A 16,802-nucleotide genomic window follows, 5' to 3' on the forward strand; every position below is an offset into this window, starting at 1 on the left:
TGTTGAGTTCTCAAGAAACGGACGCGTACACCACCGGAAACCAGACCCACCAAGGACCCGACCCCCGACTGGGGCGTTCATCTCGTGTTCTTAAAGTTTACCAGTTTCCGGCGATCTCCGTCAAATCAACCGATCTGCCGTAATCGTTCGGAACTGCTAAAATCTTGGTCACCCCGTCGCCAGGGCAACCCGTCTAACTTACGTCATCACCCACGCCAAGTCCAATCGAGTCAAATAGCGGCTCGAGTCGATCTCATGCGGGCGACACACCAGAACCGGACCCTCCGTCGAGGACGGAGTTTCCGAGATCGTGTCGTTCGGGATGCCCCGGGAGTCAGGCGCCTCTGCGGCGGCCTGCCGTTTCCCTGGGGTGGAACAGAACATTAAGCGGCTCTGGAGGGTCCGTCAAATCGATTACGGGGCCGATCGCCCAGCTCATCCCGTGATCCGGGAAACTCTCACGCATCCGCTACAAGACTGTTACCTACGACAGCGGCCCCCGGTACGCGCGGCGCGCGTACCGGGGGCCGGGGGGCCTGAGAGGGGAAACCGTGGAAAGCCGCAGGTCACGGACCCACGGGCCGAAGCGGACGGGCGGCTCAGCCGACTGCGACCTCGAGGTCAGCCGGCCGCCACCTCGACGCCGCCCACAGAACGCTTGCCACGGCGGAGCACCAGGAAGCGCCCGTGCAACAGGTCATCGGCGGTGGGCACGTACGCCTCGTCGGTGACCCGCACGTTGTTGAGGTAGGCCCCGCCTTCCTTGACCGAGCGCCGCGCGGCCGACTTGCTCTCGACCAGCCCACTGTCGGCCAGCAGGTCGACGTAGGCGGCCCCGAGCGCGGGCACGGTGACCCGTGGCACCTCGGCGAGCGCGGAGGCGAGCGTCCGTTCCGGCAGCTCCTCCAGGGACCCCTGGCCGAACAGCGCGCCCGACGCGGCGATGACCGCGCGGCACTCGTCGGCGCCGTGCAGCAGGGTGGTGAACTCCTCCGCCAGCGCCCGCTGCGCCTCGCGTGCCGCGGGACGCTCCGAGGCGCTCTTCTCCAGCGCCTCGATCTCGTCCCTGGAGCGGAAGCTGAAGATCTTCAGGAACTTCACCACGTCGCGGTCGTCGGAGTTGAGCCAGAACTGGTAGAAGGCGTAGGGCGAGGTCAGCTCGGGGTCGAGCCAGACCGCTCCGCCGGCCGTCTTGCCGAACTTGGTGCCGTCGGCCTTGGTGATGAGCGGCACGGTCAGCGCGTGCACGTGAGCGCCCTCGACCCGGCGGATGAGGTCGCAGCCGGCGGTGATGTTGCCCCACTGGTCGCTGCCGCCGATCTGCAGAGTGCAGCCGTGGCGGCGGTGCAGCTCCAGGTAGTCGTTGGCCTGGAGGATCTGGTAGCTGAACTCGGTGTAGCTCAGCCCCTCCCCCGCGAGTCTGGCCGAGACCGACTCGCGGGCGAGCATGCGGTTCACCGGGAAGTGCTTGCCCACGTCACGCAGGAAGTCGATCGCCGACAGGCCCGCCGTCCAGTCGAGGTTGCTGACCAGGATGGCGGCGGAGGGGTCGGAGAAGTCGATGAACTTCTCCACCTGGACGCGGATGCGCCGCACCCACTCGGCGACCACGTCGGTGGAGTTGAGCGAACGCTCCTCGCTCTTGCCGCTGGGGTCGCCGATGAGGCCGGTGGCGCCGCCGACCAGCCCGATGGCGTGGTGGCCGGCCCGCTGGATGCGCGTCAGCGTGAGCAGCGGGACGAGGTTGCCGACGTGCAGGGAGGGGGCGGTGGGGTCGAAGCCGCAATAGACCGTGATCGGACCTTCGCTCATCGCGCCCCGCAGGGCGTCGATGTCGGTGGACTGCGCGATCAGGCCGCGCCACGCAAGGTCATCGAGGATGTCGGTCACGATCCTGGCCTTCATGAGTCGTTCGCTGAATGGGATGAATGCCGGGCTCTCGCCCTGCGTACAGCCTGCCCGATCACCGCACCACTCCGCCACTCGGAAGACCAGGATGCGGGACGGCCCGGGCCGTCAGCTCGGCCGGGTCTTCGGCACATGCTTGCGGTACGGCGAGACGGTCGGGTCGCCGTCGATCCAGAAGCGCCACGGCGTGTCCGCACCGGACGACACGCCGGTGCGCGGGCCGGAACGGACCGACGCCGGGTCGGCGGGGTCGCCCTCCAGTACCTGTAAGCCGTCCGGGCGGGAGCCGGAGCAGCAGTCGGCGCCGTTGAGCTCGCGTCCGATGCCGAGCGCGACGGCCAGGCGGGCGGGGCCGCGGGCCAGGTCGCGTGCGGGAACGGGGCGGCCGGGGCTGGTGAGCGGCGCGGAGGTGCCGGGCCGGTGGCGGCGGGTGCGGGCCTCCTCCACCCCTCGCACCACCTCGCCCGCGCGCAGCAGCACCCCCGAGCCCATTCCCTCGGGCAGGCAGACGAAGTTGGCGCAGTAGTGCATGCCGTAGGTGAAGTACACGTACAGGTGGCCGGGCGGGCCGAACATGACGGCGTTGCGCGGCGTGCGTCCCCGGTAGGTGTGGGAGGCGGGGTCGGTCCCGGGTGGGCCGTAGGCCTCCACCTCAGTGAGGCGGACGGCGACCGGCCCGTGCACCAGGACGCGCCCGAGCAGGTCGGGGGCCACCTCCGGCGCGGGCCGGTCGAAGAACGCGCGGTCCAGGACACGCCCGGCGACCTCGGATGTCCGAGCGCCGGGCATCCGCCCGTCCACGCCGGCCGGTTCCCGGCCTAGGATCCGGTCGCCCACGCGGCCTGGCCGTCCACGATCTCGCGGAGCGCGGCGATCTGGTCGCGCACCCGGTCGGGCGCGGTGCCGCCGTGGGCCTTGCGCGAGGCGAGCGCGCCCTGCACGTTCAGCACCTCCAGCGGGCCCGGCACGTCGGCGCCGTCGGCCGCGGACGCGGTGAAGTGCGGGGAGATCTTGGCCAGGTCCTCCTCGGTGAGCCGCTCGAAGGTGGTGTCGTTGACCTGGCACCAGACCACCAGGTGGCCGACGGCCTCGTGGGCGTCGCGGAAGGCCACGCCCTTGCGCACCAGCAGCTCGGCGAGGTCGGTGGCCAGGGCGAAGCCGTCGGGCGCGGAGGATTCCAGCCGGGCGGTGTTGACGCGCATGGTGGAGACCAGGCCGGAGACCGCGGGCAGCACGAGCAGCAGGGTGTCGACGGCGTCGAAGACCGGCTCCTTGTCCTCCTGCAGGTCGCGGTTGTAGGTGAGCGGCAGGCCCTTGAGCGTGGTGAGCAGGGACATCAGGTTGCCGATGAGCCGGCCGGACTTGCCGCGGGCCAGCTCGGCGACGTCCGGGTTCTTCTTCTGCGGCATGATCGACGAGCCGGTGGAGTAGGCGTCGTCCATCTCGATCCAGTGGAACTCCTGGGAGGCCCAGAGGACGATCTCTTCGCCCAGGCGGGACAGGTGGACGCCGATCAGCGCCGCGCAGAACAGGAACTCCGCGGCGAAGTCGCGGTCGGCGACGGCGTCCATGGAGTTGGGCGCGGCCGAGTCGAAGCCGAGCTCCTGGGCCACCCTCTGCGGGTCCAGCGGGAGGGAGGACCCGGCGAGCGCGCCGGCACCGAGCGGGGAGACGGCGGCGCGCCGGTCCCAGTCGCGCAGCCGGTCGACGTCGCGCGCGATCGCGTGGACGTGGGCCAGGAGCTGGTGGCCGAAGGAGACCGGCTGAGCGTGCTGCATGTGGGTCATGCCGGGCGCGGCGGTGGCCGCGTGCTCCTCGGCCTGGCTGATCAGCGCGGTCTCCAGCTCGACCAGCCGCGAGACGATGTAGCGGACGTTGTCGCGCAGGTACAGGCGCAGGTCGGTGGCGATCTGGTCGTTGCGGCTGCGGCCGGCGCGCAGCTTGCCGCCGAGCGACCCCAGGTGCTCCAGAAGCCCGCGTTCGAGGGCGGTGTGGACGTCCTCGTCGGCCACGGTGGGCCGGAACTCGCCCGACTTGCAGGCCCGCTCGAGGTCGTCCAGCGCCGCGATCATGCGCTCGAGCTCGTTCTCGCTCAGCAGCCCCGCGCGGTGCAGCACCCGGGCGTGCGCCCGCGACGCCATCAGGTCGTACGGCGCGAGCCGCCAGTCGAACTGCACGCTCACGGAGAGCCGTGTCAGCGCGTCCGCAGGACCGCCTTCGAACCTGCCACCCCATAGCCGCATGGGCTTGCCACCCTCAGCCACCGTTCTCCTCTTCCCTAGATCGAAATGCTCAATCCGCGACCCTAGCCCAAAACGACGCTCATCAGCCGAGACGGCCGTCCCGCGCGGCGCGATCTTGTTTCGGGCGTCCATGTCGCCCGCGAGGCCCGGCATGGGCCGGGTCTTTGCCGGTCAGCCCGCCTCACGCGGGCTGACTACGTCGCTCGGTCAGCTTGAGCAGGGAGTCCGCGAGCAGGGTGCCGCCGGTCGGGTCGCGGCTGATCACCAGGATGGTGTCGTCGCCGGCGACGGTGCCGAGGATCGACTCCCAGTCGGCGTGGTCCAGTGCCGAGGCGAGGAACTGCGCGGCGCCGGGCGGCGTGCGCACGATCACCAGGTTGGCCGAGGCCTCGGCAGAGACCAGCAGTTCTTCGGCCACTCGTCGCAGGCGGGCCGCCGGGGTCTCGGTGCCGGAGCCCGTGCGGGTCAGCGGGATGCGCGCGCCGCCCTCGCCCGGCAGCGCGTACACGAGCGAGCCGTCGTCGGCCCGCAGCTTGAGCGCGCCCAGCTCGTCCAGGTCGCGCGACAGGGTGGCCTGGGTGACCTCGACGCCGCTCTCGGCCAGCAGCCGGGCCAGTTCGGGCTGGGAGCGGACCTGGTTGCGGTTCACCAGGTCGGCGATCTTGGCGAGCCTCCCCGCCTTGGTCAGGGGGATGGTCATCGCGTCACCAGCCACTGGAGCAGGGCCTTCTGGGCGTGCAGGCGGTTCTCGGCCTCGTCCCACACGGCGCTGTGCGGGCCGTCCAGCACCTCGGCGGTGATCTCCAGGCCGCGGTAGGCGGGCAGGCAGTGGAGCACGACGGCGTCGGGGGCGGCCAAGCCCAGCAGCGCGGAGTTGATCTGGTACGGCGTGAGCGCGGCGACCCGTTCGTCCTTTCCGTCCTGGCCCATCGACACCCAGGTGTCGGTGGTCAGGACGTGGGCGCCGGCGGCGGCCGCGCCGGCGTCCGACAGCACGGTGACCGAGCCGCCCGTGGCGGCGGCGATCTCGGCGGCGCGGGCCAGGACGGCGGCGTGCGGCTGGTAGGCGGCCGGGGCGGCGATGCGGACGTGCATGCCGGCGGTGGCGCCGCCGAGCAGGTAGGAGTGGGCCATGTTGTTGGCGCCGTCGCCGAAGTAGGCGAGCGTGCGCCCGGCGAGGGCGCCCAGGCGCTCGCGCACGGTGAGCAGGTCGGCGAGCACCTGGCAGGGGTGGAACTCGTCGGTCAGCGCGTTGACGACGGGGACCGGGGACGCGGCGGCCATCTCCTCGACGCGTTCCTGCCCGAAGGTGCGCCAGACGATCGCGGCGACCAGGCGTGAGAGGACGCGGGCGGTGTCCCCGATCGGCTCGCCGCGGCCCATCTGGGACCCCGCGGCGTCGATGATCAGCGGGTTGCCGCCCATCTCGGCGATGCCGACCGCGAAGGAGACGCGGGTGCGGGTGGAGTGCTTGTCGAACAGCACCGCGACGGTCTTCGGGCCCTCGAACGGGCGGTACCCGTAGCGGTCCTTCTTCATCGCCTCGGCCAGGTCGAGCACCTCGGCCTGCTCGGCCGGGCCGAGGTCGTCGTCGCGCAGGAAGTGCCGGACGGCTCCTGAGATCGGCCCGCTCATCCGGCCACCTCCGAAAGGATCGTGGGCAGGGCGCCGAGGAACGAGTCGACCTGCTCCTCGGTGATGACCAGGGGTGGCGCGAGCCGGATCGCGTCGGGTTGCACGGCGTTGACCAGGAACCCGGCCCGCTGGGCCGCGGCCTGGACCTGCGCGGCGTGGTCGCCGGTGAGCACGATGGCCCGCCACAGGCCGCGCCCGCGCACGCCGGACAGCAGCGGGTGGTCCAAGGACGCGATGCCCTCGGCGAGCCGGTCGCCGAGCTCGCGGACGTGGGCGAGCAGCCCGTCGCGCTCGATGGTGCCGAGCACGGCGAGGGCGGCGGCGGCCGACACCGGGTTGCCGCCGAAGGTCGAGCCGTGGTCGCCCTTGGCGAACAGCGTGCCGGCCTGGCCGAAGCCGACGCACGCGCCGATCGGCAGCCCGCCGCCGAGACCCTTGGCCAGGGTGAGCACGTCGGGGACGATGCCGTCGTGCTGGTGGGCGAACCAGTGGCCGGTGCGGCCGATCGCCGACTGGATCTCGTCCAGCACCAGCAGGGCGCCGGTGGCGTCGCAGATCTGCCGGGCGGCGGTGAAGTAGCCGCCGGGCGGCGGCACGACCCCGGCCTCGCCCTGCGTGGGCTCCAGGAAGACCGCGGCGCAGTCGCCGGTGACGGCCTGCTTGAGGGCGTCGGCGTCACCGTAGGGGACGAAGCGGACGTCCAGCGGGAAGGGCCCGAACTGGTCGCGGATGGCGGCCTTGCCGGTCAGCGACAGCGCGCCGAGCGTGCGGCCGTGGAAGCCGTTCTCGGCGGCGACGTAGTACTTCCTGCCGGTGGCCTTGGCGTGCTTGACGGCCAGCTTGAGCGCGGCCTCGTTGGCCTCGGTGCCGGAGTTGGCCAGGAACACGCGCCCGGGGACCTTCAGCAGGCCGAGCAGCCGTTCGGCGAGCAGCACCTCGGGCTCGTTGATGAACAGGTTGGAGCTGTGGGCGAGCGCGGCGGCCTGCTCGGAGACGGCGCGCACCAGGGCGGGATGGCCGTGGCCGAGGGAGCTGACGGCGATGCCGGCGATCAGGTCGAGGTAGCGCCTGCCGTCGGCGTCCCAGACGTGGCACCCCTCGCCGCGCACCAGCACGGCCGGGGGCACCCCGTAGTTGGGCATGAACGCGGCCTCGAAGCGCTCGGTGAGCGAGGCGGCGCCGGCGTCCAGCAGGTCGCCTCCGGCGTGGCCGGGCATCGCGGATGGGCTGACCTGGCTCATGACTCCTCCTCCGGCACCACCATGGTCCCTATCCCCTCGTCCGTGAAGATCTCCAGCAGCACCGAGTGGGGCACCCGCCCGTCCAGGACGTGGGCCTGGGGCACGCCCGCGCTGACGGCGGTCAGGCAGGCCTCCATCTTCGGCACCATGCCGCTGGACAGGCCCGGCAGCAGCCCGGCCAGCTCTCCGGCCGTCAACCGGCTGATCACCTTGGTTCCGGCGCCGTCGCCCGAGGGCGGCCAGTCGGCGTACAGGCCCTCGACGTCGGTGAGGACGACGAACTTGCCCGCGTCCAGCGCGACGGCGAGCGCCGCGGCGGCGGTGTCGGCGTTGACGTTGTAGATCTCGCCGTCCTCGCCGCGGGCGATGGAGGAGACGACCGGGATGCGCCCGTCGTCGAGCAGGGCCTGGACGGCCCCGGGCTCCACCTTGACGATCTCGCCCACCTGGCCGATGTCGACCTTCTCGCCGTTGACCTCGGCGTGCTTGCGTTCGGCGGTGAACAGATGGGCGTCCTCGCCGGACATGCCGATGGCGAAAGGCCCGTGCCGGTTGATCAGGCCCACGACGTCGCGGTTGACCTGGCCGACCAGCACCATGCGCACGACCTGCATGGCCTCGGGCGTGGTGACCCGCAGCCCGGCGGTGAAGCCGGTCTCGATGCCGAGGCGGTCGAGGTGGGCGTTGATCTGCGGGCCGCCGCCGTGCACGACGACCGGCCGCAGGCCCGCGTGGAGCAGGAACACCATGTCGTCGGCGAATCCGCGGCGCAGCGTCTCGTCGGTCATGGCGTTGCCGCCGTACTTCACCACGACGGTCTGGCCGCGGAAGCGCTCCAGCCAGGGCAGGGCCTCGATGAGGACGGCGGCCTTGGCGTGCGGGCCGAGGGCGTCCCTCGCTGCGGACGTGGCCGCGGCGGGCGGGGCGGTTCCGTTCCGCCCGGCGGCCGGCGTGTCGCCGCTCATGTGGAGTACGCCGAGTTCTCGTGGACGTACTCGGCGGTGAGGTCGGTGGTGTGGACGGTGGCCGAGTGCGGCCCCGCCGACAGGTCGATGGTGATGGTCACGTCCCTCGCGCGCAGGTCGACCTTGGCGCGGTCGTCGCCCGCGGCGCCGCCCCGGCAGATCCAGATGCCGTTGATGGCGACGTTGAGCCGGTCGGGCTCGAACACGGCGTCGGTGGTGCCGACGGCGGACACGACGCGGCCCCAGTTGGGGTCCTCGCCGTGGATGGCGCACTTGAGCAGGTTGGACCTGGCCACCGCCCTGCCGACGGTCACCGCGTCGTCCTCGTGGGCGGCGCCGACGACCTCGATCGCGATGGCCTTGGTGGCGCCCTCGGCGTCGACCAGGAGCTGCCTGGCCAGGTCGGCGCACACCTCGGTGATCTTCTTCTCGAACTCGGCGGGGTCGGGGGTGACGCCCGATGCCCCGCTGGCGAGCAGCAGCACGGTGTCGTTGGTGGACATGCAGCCGTCGGTGTCGAGCCGGTCGAAGGTGACACCGACGGCCTTGCGCAGCACCCGGTCGAGCTCGGCGGCCGGCACGTCGGCGTCGGTGGTGATGACGCTGAGCATCGTGGCCATGGCGGGGGCCAGCATGCCGGCTCCCTTGGCCATGCCGCCCACCATGTAGCCCTCGCCCCTGCGGAAGGCGATCTTGGTGACGGTGTCGGTGGTGCGGATGGCGTCGGCGGCGGCCAGGCCCCCGTCGCGGGACAGCTGGGCCGCCACCGCCTCGACCCCGGCCAGCAGCGGGTCCATGGGCAGGCGCTCGCCGATCAGGCCGGTGGAGCAGACGGCGACCTCGCCGGCCGAGTCGCCGATGACGCCGGCGACCTTCTCGGCGGTGGCGTGGGTGTCCTGGAAGCCGCCCGGGCCCGTGCAGGCGTTGGCGCCGCCGGAGTTCAGGACGACCGCCCGGACCCGGCCGCCGGTGAGGACCTGCTGGGTCCACAGCACGGGGGCGGCCTTGACGCGGTTGCGGGTGAAGACGCCGGCGGCGGCACGGGAGGGGCCGTCGTTGACGACCAGGGCCAGGTCGCGGGCGCCCTTGGCCTTCAGGCCCGCGGCGACGCCGGCGGCGCGGAAGCCGAGGGGCGCGGTGACGCTCATGACCGACCCTCCCCCGCCTTGACCGAAGTGATCGGGGTGGTGTGACTGCGCTGGCTCACGGGGCTACTCCATTGAGGGGAAGGCCGAGTTCTTCTGCCAGGCCGAGGGCGAGGTTGGCGCTCTGGATCGCCCCGCCCGCGGTGCCCTTGGTCAGGTTGTCGATGGCGACGACGGCGACCACGCGGCCGGCCCGCTCGTCGAGGGTCACCTGGAGCGCGGCGGTGTTGGCGCCGACGGTCATGGCCGTGGCGGGCCAGACGCCCTCGGGCAGCAGGCGCAGGAAGGGCTCGTCCTTCACCGCCGCGGCGTAGGCCTCGCGCAGCGCGGCGGCGGTCAGGCCGGGAGCGGCGGGCGCGGCGCAGGTGGCGAGGATGCCGCGACTCATGGGGGCCAGCATGGGGGTGAAGGAGACCTTCACCGGGGTGCCCGCGACCTTGGAGAGGTTCTGCTCCATCTCGGGCGTGTGGCGGTGGGCGCCGCCCACGCTGTACGCGCCGACCGAGCCCATGACCTCGCTGCCGAGCAGGTGGGTCTTGGGCGAGCGGCCGGCGCCGGAGGTGCCGCTGGCGGCGACGACCACGACGTCCGGCTCGGCGAGGCCGGCGGCGAAGGCGGGGAACAGGGCGAGGGTGGCCGAGGTCGGGTAGCACCCGGGGACGGCGACGCGTCGTGCCCCGCGCAGCAGGTCGCGCTGGCCGGGCAGCTCGGGCAGGCCGTACGGCCAGGTGCCGGCGTGCTCGCCGCCGTAGAAACGGACCCACTCGGCCGGGTCGTCCAGCCGGAAGTCGGCGCCGCAGTCGACCACGAGGGTGTCCTCGCCGAGCTGGGCGGCGATGGCGGCGGACCGCCCGTGCGGCAGGGCCAGGAACACGACGTCGTGGCCCCGCAGCGTCTCGGCCGTCGTCTCGGCGAGGATCCGCCCGGCGAGGGCGGGCAGGTGCGGCTGATGGGCGCCCAGGGCGCCGCCCGCGCTCGAACCGGCGGTCAGCGCGCCGATCTCGAAGGCGGGGTGGGCCGAGAGCAGGCGCAGAAGCTCGCCCCCGGCGTAGCCGCTGGCTCCGGCGACCGCCGCTTTCATCGACTCACCTCGCATGACCATGCACTGGGCCTTATGACCTTTACAAAGAAAGATTATGCACCGCTCAGCATCTTCATGCAAACCAACATCACGTGAATGACCGTGTGAGCTGGACCCCTGTTCTCCGTACCTACCGGTCGGTATCGTCACCTTCCACAACGGCAGCTACTCACCCCCGGGAGTAACCGCGCATGACTGTCACCCATGACCAGGTCCAGGCACAGCTCACCGGACCTGGCCAGTTGTTCGAGATGGAGGAGGTCGAGATACGCGGGTCGAAGCTCCGGACCTGGAAGCACGCCCCGACGACCTTCCGCGCCCTGCTGGAGAACAGCCGCTTCCACGGAGAGGCGATCTTCATCGTCTACGAGGACGAGCGCGTCAGCTACGAGGAGCACTACCGCCGGACCGCCACGCTGGCCACCCGGCTCGCCGAGGACTACGGCGTGACCAAGGGAGACCGGGTCGCCATCGCGATGCGCAACTACCCCGAGTGGGTCGTGGCCTTCTCAGCGGTCGTCGCGATCGGGGCGATAGCCGTGCCGCTGAACGCGTGGTGGACGACGCCCGAGCTGGAGTACGGCCTGTCGGACTCGGGGGCCAAGGTGTTCATCGCCGACGGCGAGCGGGCCGAGCGGCTGCGCGGGACGTCCGTCCCCATGATCGTCACCCGCGCCGCCGGCGACCTGCCGCCCGGGGCCCGCGCGTTCGCCGACGTCCTCGGCGAGGTGCGCGCGGAGGCGACCCTGCCGGCGGTCGAGCTGGACCCCGAGGACCCGGCCACCATCTTCTACACCTCCGGGACCACCGGCCACCCCAAGGGCGCGCTCGGCACCCACCGCAACGCCGCCCAGTCGCCGATGACCGTCGCCTACGCGCTGCTGCGCAGCATCGCCCTGGCCGGCAAGGACCCCTCGACGGCGGTGGGCACCCGGCGCATCACGCTGCTGACCGTGCCCCTGTTCCACGTCACCGGCTGCTTCGCGGTGATGACGGCCACCATGTTCACCGGCGGCGGCCTGGTGCTGATGTACAAGTGGGACCCCGGGCAGGCGCTCCAGTTGATCGAGCGCGAGAAGGTCACCATCATGACGGGCGTCCCGACCAACGCCTGGCAGCTGCTGTCGCACCCCGACCTCGGCAAGTACGACATCTCAAGCCTCGGCGGGGTCAGCTACGGCGGCGCGCCGGCCCCGCCCAAGCTGCTTGAGCGCATCGGCGACCAGCTTCCCCAGCGGCAGGCGTCCAACGGGTACGGGATGACCGAGACCACCGCGCTGGCGATCTACAACAGCGGGCCCACCTACCTGGCCAAGCCGGACAGCATCGGCCTGCCCCTGGCCGTGTGCGACGTGCGCGTGTCCGACCCGCTCGGCAACGAACTGCCGCCCGGCGAGGTCGGCGAGCTGTGCATGCGCGGCCCCAACGTCATCGCGGGCTACTGGAACCGCCCCGAGGCCACCGCCCAGACCTTCGTGGAGGGCTGGCTGCACACCGGCGACCTGGCCAGGCTGGACGAGGAGGGCTTCGTCTACATCGTCGACCGGGCCAAGGACATGGTCATCAGGGGCGGCGAGAACGTCTACTGCGCCGAGGTCGAGGCGGCCCTGTTCGAGCACCCCGCCGTGGACGACGCCGCCGTGATCGGCATCCCGGACGACGAGCTCGGCGAGCAGGTCGGCGCCGTCGTGCGCCTGAAGCCCGGCATGTCGGCCACCGCAGAGGAGCTGCGGGAGTCCCTGACCGGCGTCCTGGCACCGTTCAAGATCCCCGTGCGGTTCTGGTTCCGCGAGACCGAACTCCCCCGCAACCCCGGCGGCAAGATCCTCAAGACCCACCTGCGCCGGGAGACCCTCGGCCTGTGAACGCCCCGACGGCCGCGCGGCGCCCCTGCCGGGCCCCGGGAACCGTGGGCCCCGGGGGCGCCACCTGAGATCATCGACCGGAAGGCCGGTGGACGAGGGGAGGACCGCGGGTGAGCGTCGCCGAGGGCGTGCGGTTCGGAGTGCTTGGATCGCTCAGGGCCGAGGTGGGCGCGCGGCCCGCGGGCCTTGGAGGGCCGCGGCAGCGTGCCGTGCTGGCGATGCTGCTGATCGCGCGCGGCCGCATCGTCCCGGCCGAGCGGATCCTGTCGGAGGTGTGGGAGGGCTCGCGGCCCGCCTCGCCGACGACGCTCCACGGGTACGTCGCCGACCTGCGCAGGGCGCTGGAGCCGGAACGGCCGCCCGGCGCCCCGGCACGGCTGCTGGTGCGCGAAGGCCCCGGATACGCCCTGCGCGCGGCGCCCGCCGCGATCGACGCCGAGCGCTTCACCGACCTGGCCGTCCGCGGCCGGCGCGCGCTGGAGGACGGCGAGCCCGGGCGCGCCGCCGACCTCCTCGGCCAGGCCCTCGCGCTGTGGCGGGGACCGGCCTACGCCGACTTCGACGGGGCCTCCTTCGCGGCGCCCGACGCCGCCCGGCTGGAGGACCTGCGGGCCGCGGTGCGCGAGGACCGCCTGTCCGCCGTCATCGCCTCGGGACGGCACGCCGCCGCCGTGGGTGAGCTGGAGTCGCTGGTCGCCGAGCAACCACTGCGCGAACGCGGCTGGGAACTGCTGGCCCTGGCCCTGTACCGGTCCGGGCGGCAGGCCGACGCGCTCGCCGCGTTACGCACCGTCCGCAGACGGCTGGCCGACGAGCTCGGCGCCGACCCCGGACGCGGGCTGCGCGAGCTGGAGGCGGCCGTGCTCGCCCAGGACCCCCGCCTGACCCCGGCGCCCGCGGAACCCGGCCGGGGGCCCTCCCCCGCGCCGCCGGCCGGGGAACCGGCGCCGTCCCCGGGCAACCTGCCCTTCGCCCTGTCCAGCTTCGTCGGCCGCGACGGAGACCTGACCGCCGTCGCGCGCCTGCTGGAGGCGCACCGGCTGGTCACGCTCACCGGCCCCGGCGGCGTCGGCAAGACCCGCCTGGCCCTGGAGGTCGCCCGCGCCCGCACGGACGCCGACGGGCCCTGGCTGGTGGAGATCGCGGGCCTGCACACACCCGACCTGCTCACCGCCACCATCGCCGCCGCTCTGGGACTGCCCGCCGCCGCCTCCGCCGACCAGCTGGCCGGGATGCTCGCCGGCCGCGAGCTGCTGATCGTCCTGGACAACTGCGAGCACCTGCTGGCCCCCGCCGCCATGCTCGTGCACACCCTGCTGGCCCGCTGCGGCGGCGTGCGGATCCTGGCCACCAGCCGCGAACCCCTGGGCATCACCGGCGAGGCCGTCTACGAGGTGCCGCCGCTGCCCGCCGCCACCGAGGCCGCGGAGCTGTTCGCGCGCCGCGCGGCGGCGGCCCAGCCCGGCTGGGCGCCCGAGCCGGGCGGCCAGGAGCGCGTCGCCGCCCTGTGCGCCGGGCTCGACGGCATCCCGCTGGCCATCGAACTCGCCGCCGCCCAGTGCCGGACGCTGTCGGTCGGCCAGATCGCCGACGCCCTGGAAGACCGCTTCACCCTGCTGGTGGGCGGGCCCGCCGGCCGGCCGGACCGCCATCGGACCCTGCTCGGCACCGTCGCCTGGAGCGACCAGCTCCTGTCGCCGCAGGAACGGCTGCTGTTCCACCGGCTCGGCGTGCTCCGCGCCGGCTTCGACCTGGAGACGGCCGCCGCCGTGACGGGGGTCGCCCCCGTACTGGCCCCGCTGTCGGCGCTGGTCCGCAAGTCGCTGGTCACCGCCGAGCCCGGCACGGCGCCGCGCCGCTACCGCATGCTGGAGACGCTGCGCCAGTACGCCCTTGGCGCGCTGTCCCCCGAGGAACTGGCGCGGGCGCGGGAACGGCACCGCGCCTGGGCGCTGACCAGGGCAGAAAGCGCCGAACGCCATCTGCGCGGCCCGCAGGGGGCGGCGCTGCTGGAAGGGCTGAGCCGCGACCAGCCGGAGTTCCGCGCCGCGTTCGCCTCCGCGCTCACCGAGGGCGACGGCGACTACGTCCTGCGGCTGGGCGGAGCGCTGTTCTGGTTCTGGTTCCGCATGGGCCACGTCGCGGAAGGGCTGGCCTGGCTGTCGGAGGGCTTCGCCGCGGCCCCGGGAGCCGGTGCCGGCACCCGGGCGCGTGCCAGGTTCGCCGTCGCGGCGCTGCGCTACCTGGCCGGACGGCCGGCGCGGGCGTACGAGGCGGCCCGCACGGCCGTCGAGGAGGCCCGCGAGGCCGGCGACCGGGTGACCGAGGCGAGCGCGACGGGCTACGCGGCCTATCTGGGCCTACTGGCCGGGGCGCCGGTCGACGCGCCGGCCCTCGCCCGCGCGGCCGTCGAGATCGCCCGCGGCACCGCGCAGGGCTGGCTGGAGGCCGAGACGCTCATGATCCAGGGCATGGCGCTGCGGATCCTCGCCGACCTGCCCGGCGCCGGCGCCGCCTTCCGGGAGGCGATCGCCGCCGCCCACTCCAGCGGCCACGACTGGGCCGCCGACGGGGCCGCCTGGTGCGACATGAAGACCGCCTGCGATCGCGGGGAGGGCGCCCGCGCGCTGGCCGTCGCCGGCGACATCCTCGCCGCGATGGACCGTTACGGCGACATCTCCTTCTGGCTGGTCACCGTGCACAGCGCGGCCCGCGCCCTCGTGCTCACCGGGAGGGCGGAGCAGGCGGCCACGCTGATGGGCGCCGTGGAGGCCATCGGCGAGCGGGCCGGCGTCTCCCCTGAGCTGATGGACCCGCTGGACGGGCCCCGCGAGGCCGCCGCCGTGCGAGGAGCGCTGCCGCCGGAGGAGTACGAGCGCCACGCGGCCAGGGGACGCGCCCTGTCCCGGCAGGAGGCGAGCGCCCTGCTGGCCGGTCTGATCGCCCGGAACTGACCCTCGACCGGGCCGGGCGTCCGCCGGTGGTAAAGCCCGTTCCCAGTGGCCGCCAAGCGGCCGCGCGCATCCTCGTCGCCATGAGCGCAGTGCCGCCCGGCCGGGCGGCCCGGACAACGAGGTGAATCGTGATCAAGACGATGAGGCGCAGCGCGGCGGTGGCCGCGATCAGCCTGGGGCTCCTGGCGGGCCTGGGCATGACGGCCGCCCACGCCGCCACCGGCGACCCGTCCCAGTGGGGCGTGACCGGGGACCCGTCCCAGTGGGGCTGATCCGAGGAGGGGGTGAGCGGACCATGGCGGACATCGGACACCGCCCCACCGGGCACGCCGTCGTCGTCGGCGCGGGCATCGGCGGGCTGCTGGCCGCCCGGGTGCTCGGCGAGAGGTTCGACCGGGTCACGCTGATCGACCGCGACGCGCTGCCGGACGAGGGCGTCCCCCGGCGGGGCGTCCCGCAGGGCCATCACGCGCACGGGCTGCTGTCCCGGGGCCGCGAGATCCTCGAGCAGCTGTTCCCCAGGCTGACCGCCGACCTGGTCGCCGCGGGCGCCGGCACCTGCGACATCCAGAACGACGTCCGCTGGTACAACGACGGCCGGCTGCTGCGTCCCGCGCCTTCGCGGCTGCGCGGCCTGACGGTGAGCCGGCCGCGGCTGGAAGGGTATGTGCGGTCCCGAGTCGCGGCCCTTCCCGGCGTGGTGGTCCACGAGCGCCGCGAGGTCCTCGGGCCGATCGCCGGTCCCGGCGGGGCCGTCACGGGAGTGCGCGTGTTGCGCCCCGGCCACCGTCCCGAGGAGGCCGAGGAGATGGCGGCCGACCTGGTGGTCGACGCCACGGGGCGGGGCAACCGGGGCACGGAGTGGCTGCGCGGGCTGGGGTACGAGCCGGCGCCGGAGGACCGCGTCGATTCCCGGCTGGTGTACGTCTCGCGCGAGTACCGGCGCCGGCCGGGCGACGCCGACGTCGCGGCCATGATCGTGGGGCACGGCACGGCCGTGCCGAGGGGCGGGGTCGCGCTCAGCGCCGAGGGGGACCGCTGGCTGGTCACCCTGTTCGGCATGGGCGACGACGTCCCGCCCGTCGACCCGGAGGGGTATCACGCCTTCGCCGCCGGGCTTCCGGTCCCCGACCTGCACCACCTCCTGCTGCGCCTGGAACCGCTCGGGGCGCCGCGCCTGATGCGCATCCCGGTGAGCATCCGCCGCCGCTACGAACGGCTCGGCCGCTTCCCCGAGGGCTACCTGGTGTTCGGCGACGCGCTGTGCCAGTTCAACCCCAGCTACGGGCAGGGGATGACCGTGGCCGCCTGCGAGGCCGTCGCCCTGCGGGAGTGCCTGGCCGACGGGCTGGACGGCTTGGCCCGCCGCTTCTTCGGGCGCGCCGCGCGGATCATCGACGTGCCCTGGGACATGTCTGTCGGCGGCGACCTGCGGTTCCCGTCCGTCGAGGGCCCGCGGTCCCCGCGGGTGAGGCTGCTCAACGGCTACCTCACACGGCTCCACGCCGCCGCGGAGGCCGACCCGGTGGTCGGCAACGCCTTCCTGAGCGTCGCCAACCTCCAGGCGCCGCCGCAGCGCCTGCTGTCGCCGGGGATCATCGCCCGGGTGCTCCGGCCTCGTTCCCGCCGCGGCGCTCCGGCCCTCGCCGAGCCGGAGATCCGGGCGCAGGCGCCCGCCGGCCGGTGACCCCCCGGGATCGTGGCGGCGGACCGCTGGAGGGAACGGTCCACGATCCCCTTTTTGTACCGCTTTCCTTGGGTTACC

At 73.4% G+C, this 16,802-nt stretch carries 13 protein-coding genes; 4 read left to right on the forward strand and 9 right to left on the reverse strand.

Annotated features, from left to right (window positions below):
* Positions 1-621: 621 nt before the first annotated feature.
* From tyrS to argC, 9 genes are all read right to left on the reverse strand, one after another.
* Positions 622-1,890, reverse strand: coding sequence for a tyrosine--tRNA ligase (gene tyrS, locus ABZU32_RS38265; protein WP_354847982.1), 1,269 nt, complete (start codon positions 1,888-1,890; stop codon positions 622-624).
* Between the two features lie 126 nt (positions 1,891-2,016).
* On the reverse strand, positions 2,017-2,697 hold the full coding sequence (locus ABZU32_RS38270; RefSeq protein WP_354931004.1) for a DNA-3-methyladenine glycosylase: 681 nt from the start codon (positions 2,695-2,697) through the stop codon (positions 2,017-2,019).
* Between the two features lie 29 nt (positions 2,698-2,726).
* The gene (argH, locus tag ABZU32_RS38275) at positions 2,727-4,151 is read right to left on the reverse strand and encodes an argininosuccinate lyase (RefSeq protein WP_354847979.1); all 1,425 of its coding nucleotides are present in this window, start codon (positions 4,149-4,151) and stop codon (positions 2,727-2,729) included.
* A gap of 181 nt (positions 4,152-4,332) precedes the next feature.
* Positions 4,333-4,851 (reverse strand): arginine repressor, encoded by a 519-nt coding sequence (locus tag ABZU32_RS38280; protein WP_354847961.1) that lies wholly within the window; start codon positions 4,849-4,851, stop codon positions 4,333-4,335.
* The gene (gene argF, locus ABZU32_RS38285; RefSeq protein WP_354931007.1) at positions 4,848-5,786 is read right to left on the reverse strand and encodes an ornithine carbamoyltransferase; all 939 of its coding nucleotides are present in this window, start codon (positions 5,784-5,786) and stop codon (positions 4,848-4,850) included. Before argF ends, ABZU32_RS38280 begins: the two co-directional genes overlap by 4 nt.
* Positions 5,783-7,003, reverse strand: a complete 1,221-nt coding sequence (locus ABZU32_RS38290; protein ID WP_354931060.1) for an acetylornithine transaminase — start codon at positions 7,001-7,003, stop codon at positions 5,783-5,785. Before ABZU32_RS38290 ends, argF begins: the two co-directional genes overlap by 4 nt.
* A gap of 20 nt (positions 7,004-7,023) precedes the next feature.
* On the reverse strand, positions 7,024-7,992 hold the full coding sequence (gene argB / locus ABZU32_RS38295; RefSeq protein WP_354931010.1) for an acetylglutamate kinase: 969 nt from the start codon (positions 7,990-7,992) through the stop codon (positions 7,024-7,026).
* Positions 7,989-9,140, reverse strand: coding sequence for a bifunctional glutamate N-acetyltransferase/amino-acid acetyltransferase ArgJ (argJ, locus tag ABZU32_RS38300; RefSeq protein WP_354847950.1), 1,152 nt, complete (start codon positions 9,138-9,140; stop codon positions 7,989-7,991). Before argJ ends, argB begins: the two co-directional genes overlap by 4 nt.
* Positions 9,141-9,195: 55 nt before the next feature.
* Positions 9,196-10,218, reverse strand: a complete 1,023-nt coding sequence (argC, locus tag ABZU32_RS38305; protein WP_354931013.1) for an N-acetyl-gamma-glutamyl-phosphate reductase — start codon at positions 10,216-10,218, stop codon at positions 9,196-9,198.
* Between the two features lie 191 nt (positions 10,219-10,409).
* On the opposite strand from argC, the gene ABZU32_RS38310 reads away from it, so the two are divergent.
* The 4 genes from ABZU32_RS38310 to ABZU32_RS38325 all read left to right on the forward strand — a co-directional run bounded on the left by ABZU32_RS38310 (position 10,410) and on the right by ABZU32_RS38325 (position 16,724).
* A complete protein-coding gene (locus tag ABZU32_RS38310) occupies positions 10,410-12,083 on the forward strand; it encodes an AMP-binding protein (RefSeq protein WP_354847945.1) in 1,674 nt (557 codons plus the stop codon).
* 110 nt (positions 12,084-12,193) lie between these two features.
* A complete protein-coding gene (locus ABZU32_RS38315) occupies positions 12,194-15,037 on the forward strand; it encodes a BTAD domain-containing putative transcriptional regulator (RefSeq protein WP_354931016.1) in 2,844 nt (947 codons plus the stop codon).
* A 128-nt stretch (positions 15,038-15,165) separates the two neighbouring features.
* Entirely contained in the window at positions 15,166-15,309 is a 144-nt protein-coding gene (locus tag ABZU32_RS38320) for a hypothetical protein (RefSeq protein WP_354931019.1), read from the forward strand.
* A 23-nt stretch (positions 15,310-15,332) separates the two neighbouring features.
* Positions 15,333-16,724, forward strand: coding sequence for an FAD-binding monooxygenase (locus ABZU32_RS38325; RefSeq protein ID WP_354931022.1), 1,392 nt, complete (start codon positions 15,333-15,335; stop codon positions 16,722-16,724).
* The last annotated feature ends 78 nt before the right edge of the window (positions 16,725-16,802 follow it).

The sequence above is a fragment of the Sphaerisporangium sp. NPDC005288 genome, from assembly GCF_040607475.1.
In the GTDB taxonomy this organism is placed as follows: domain Bacteria; phylum Actinomycetota; class Actinomycetes; order Streptosporangiales; family Streptosporangiaceae; genus Sphaerisporangium; species Sphaerisporangium rhizosphaerae.

Bases quoted from the DNA above. Each gene is read 5' to 3' on its own strand.
- ABZU32_RS38270 (WP_354931004.1), bottom strand. From the start codon at position 2,697: ATGCCCGGCGCTCGGACATCCGAGGTCGCCGGGCGTGTCCTGGACCGC.
- argH (WP_354847979.1), bottom strand. From the start codon at position 4,151: ATGCGGCTATGGGGTGGCAGGTTCGAAGGCGGTCCTGCGGACGCGCTG.
- ABZU32_RS38280 (WP_354847961.1), bottom strand. From the start codon at position 4,851: ATGACCATCCCCCTGACCAAGGCGGGGAGGCTCGCCAAGATCGCCGAC.
- argF (WP_354931007.1), bottom strand. From the start codon at position 5,786: ATGAGCGGGCCGATCTCAGGAGCCGTCCGGCACTTCCTGCGCGACGAC.
- ABZU32_RS38290 (WP_354931060.1), bottom strand. From the start codon at position 7,003: ATGCCCGGCCACGCCGGAGGCGACCTGCTGGACGCCGGCGCCGCCTCG.
- argB (WP_354931010.1), bottom strand. From the start codon at position 7,992: ATGAGCGGCGACACGCCGGCCGCCGGGCGGAACGGAACCGCCCCGCCC.
- argJ (WP_354847950.1), bottom strand. From the start codon at position 9,140: ATGAGCGTCACCGCGCCCCTCGGCTTCCGCGCCGCCGGCGTCGCCGCG.
- argC (WP_354931013.1), bottom strand. From the start codon at position 10,218: ATGAAAGCGGCGGTCGCCGGAGCCAGCGGCTACGCCGGGGGCGAGCTT.
- ABZU32_RS38310 (WP_354847945.1), top strand. From the start codon at position 10,410: ATGACTGTCACCCATGACCAGGTCCAGGCACAGCTCACCGGACCTGGC.
- ABZU32_RS38325 (WP_354931022.1), top strand. From the start codon at position 15,333: ATGGCGGACATCGGACACCGCCCCACCGGGCACGCCGTCGTCGTCGGC.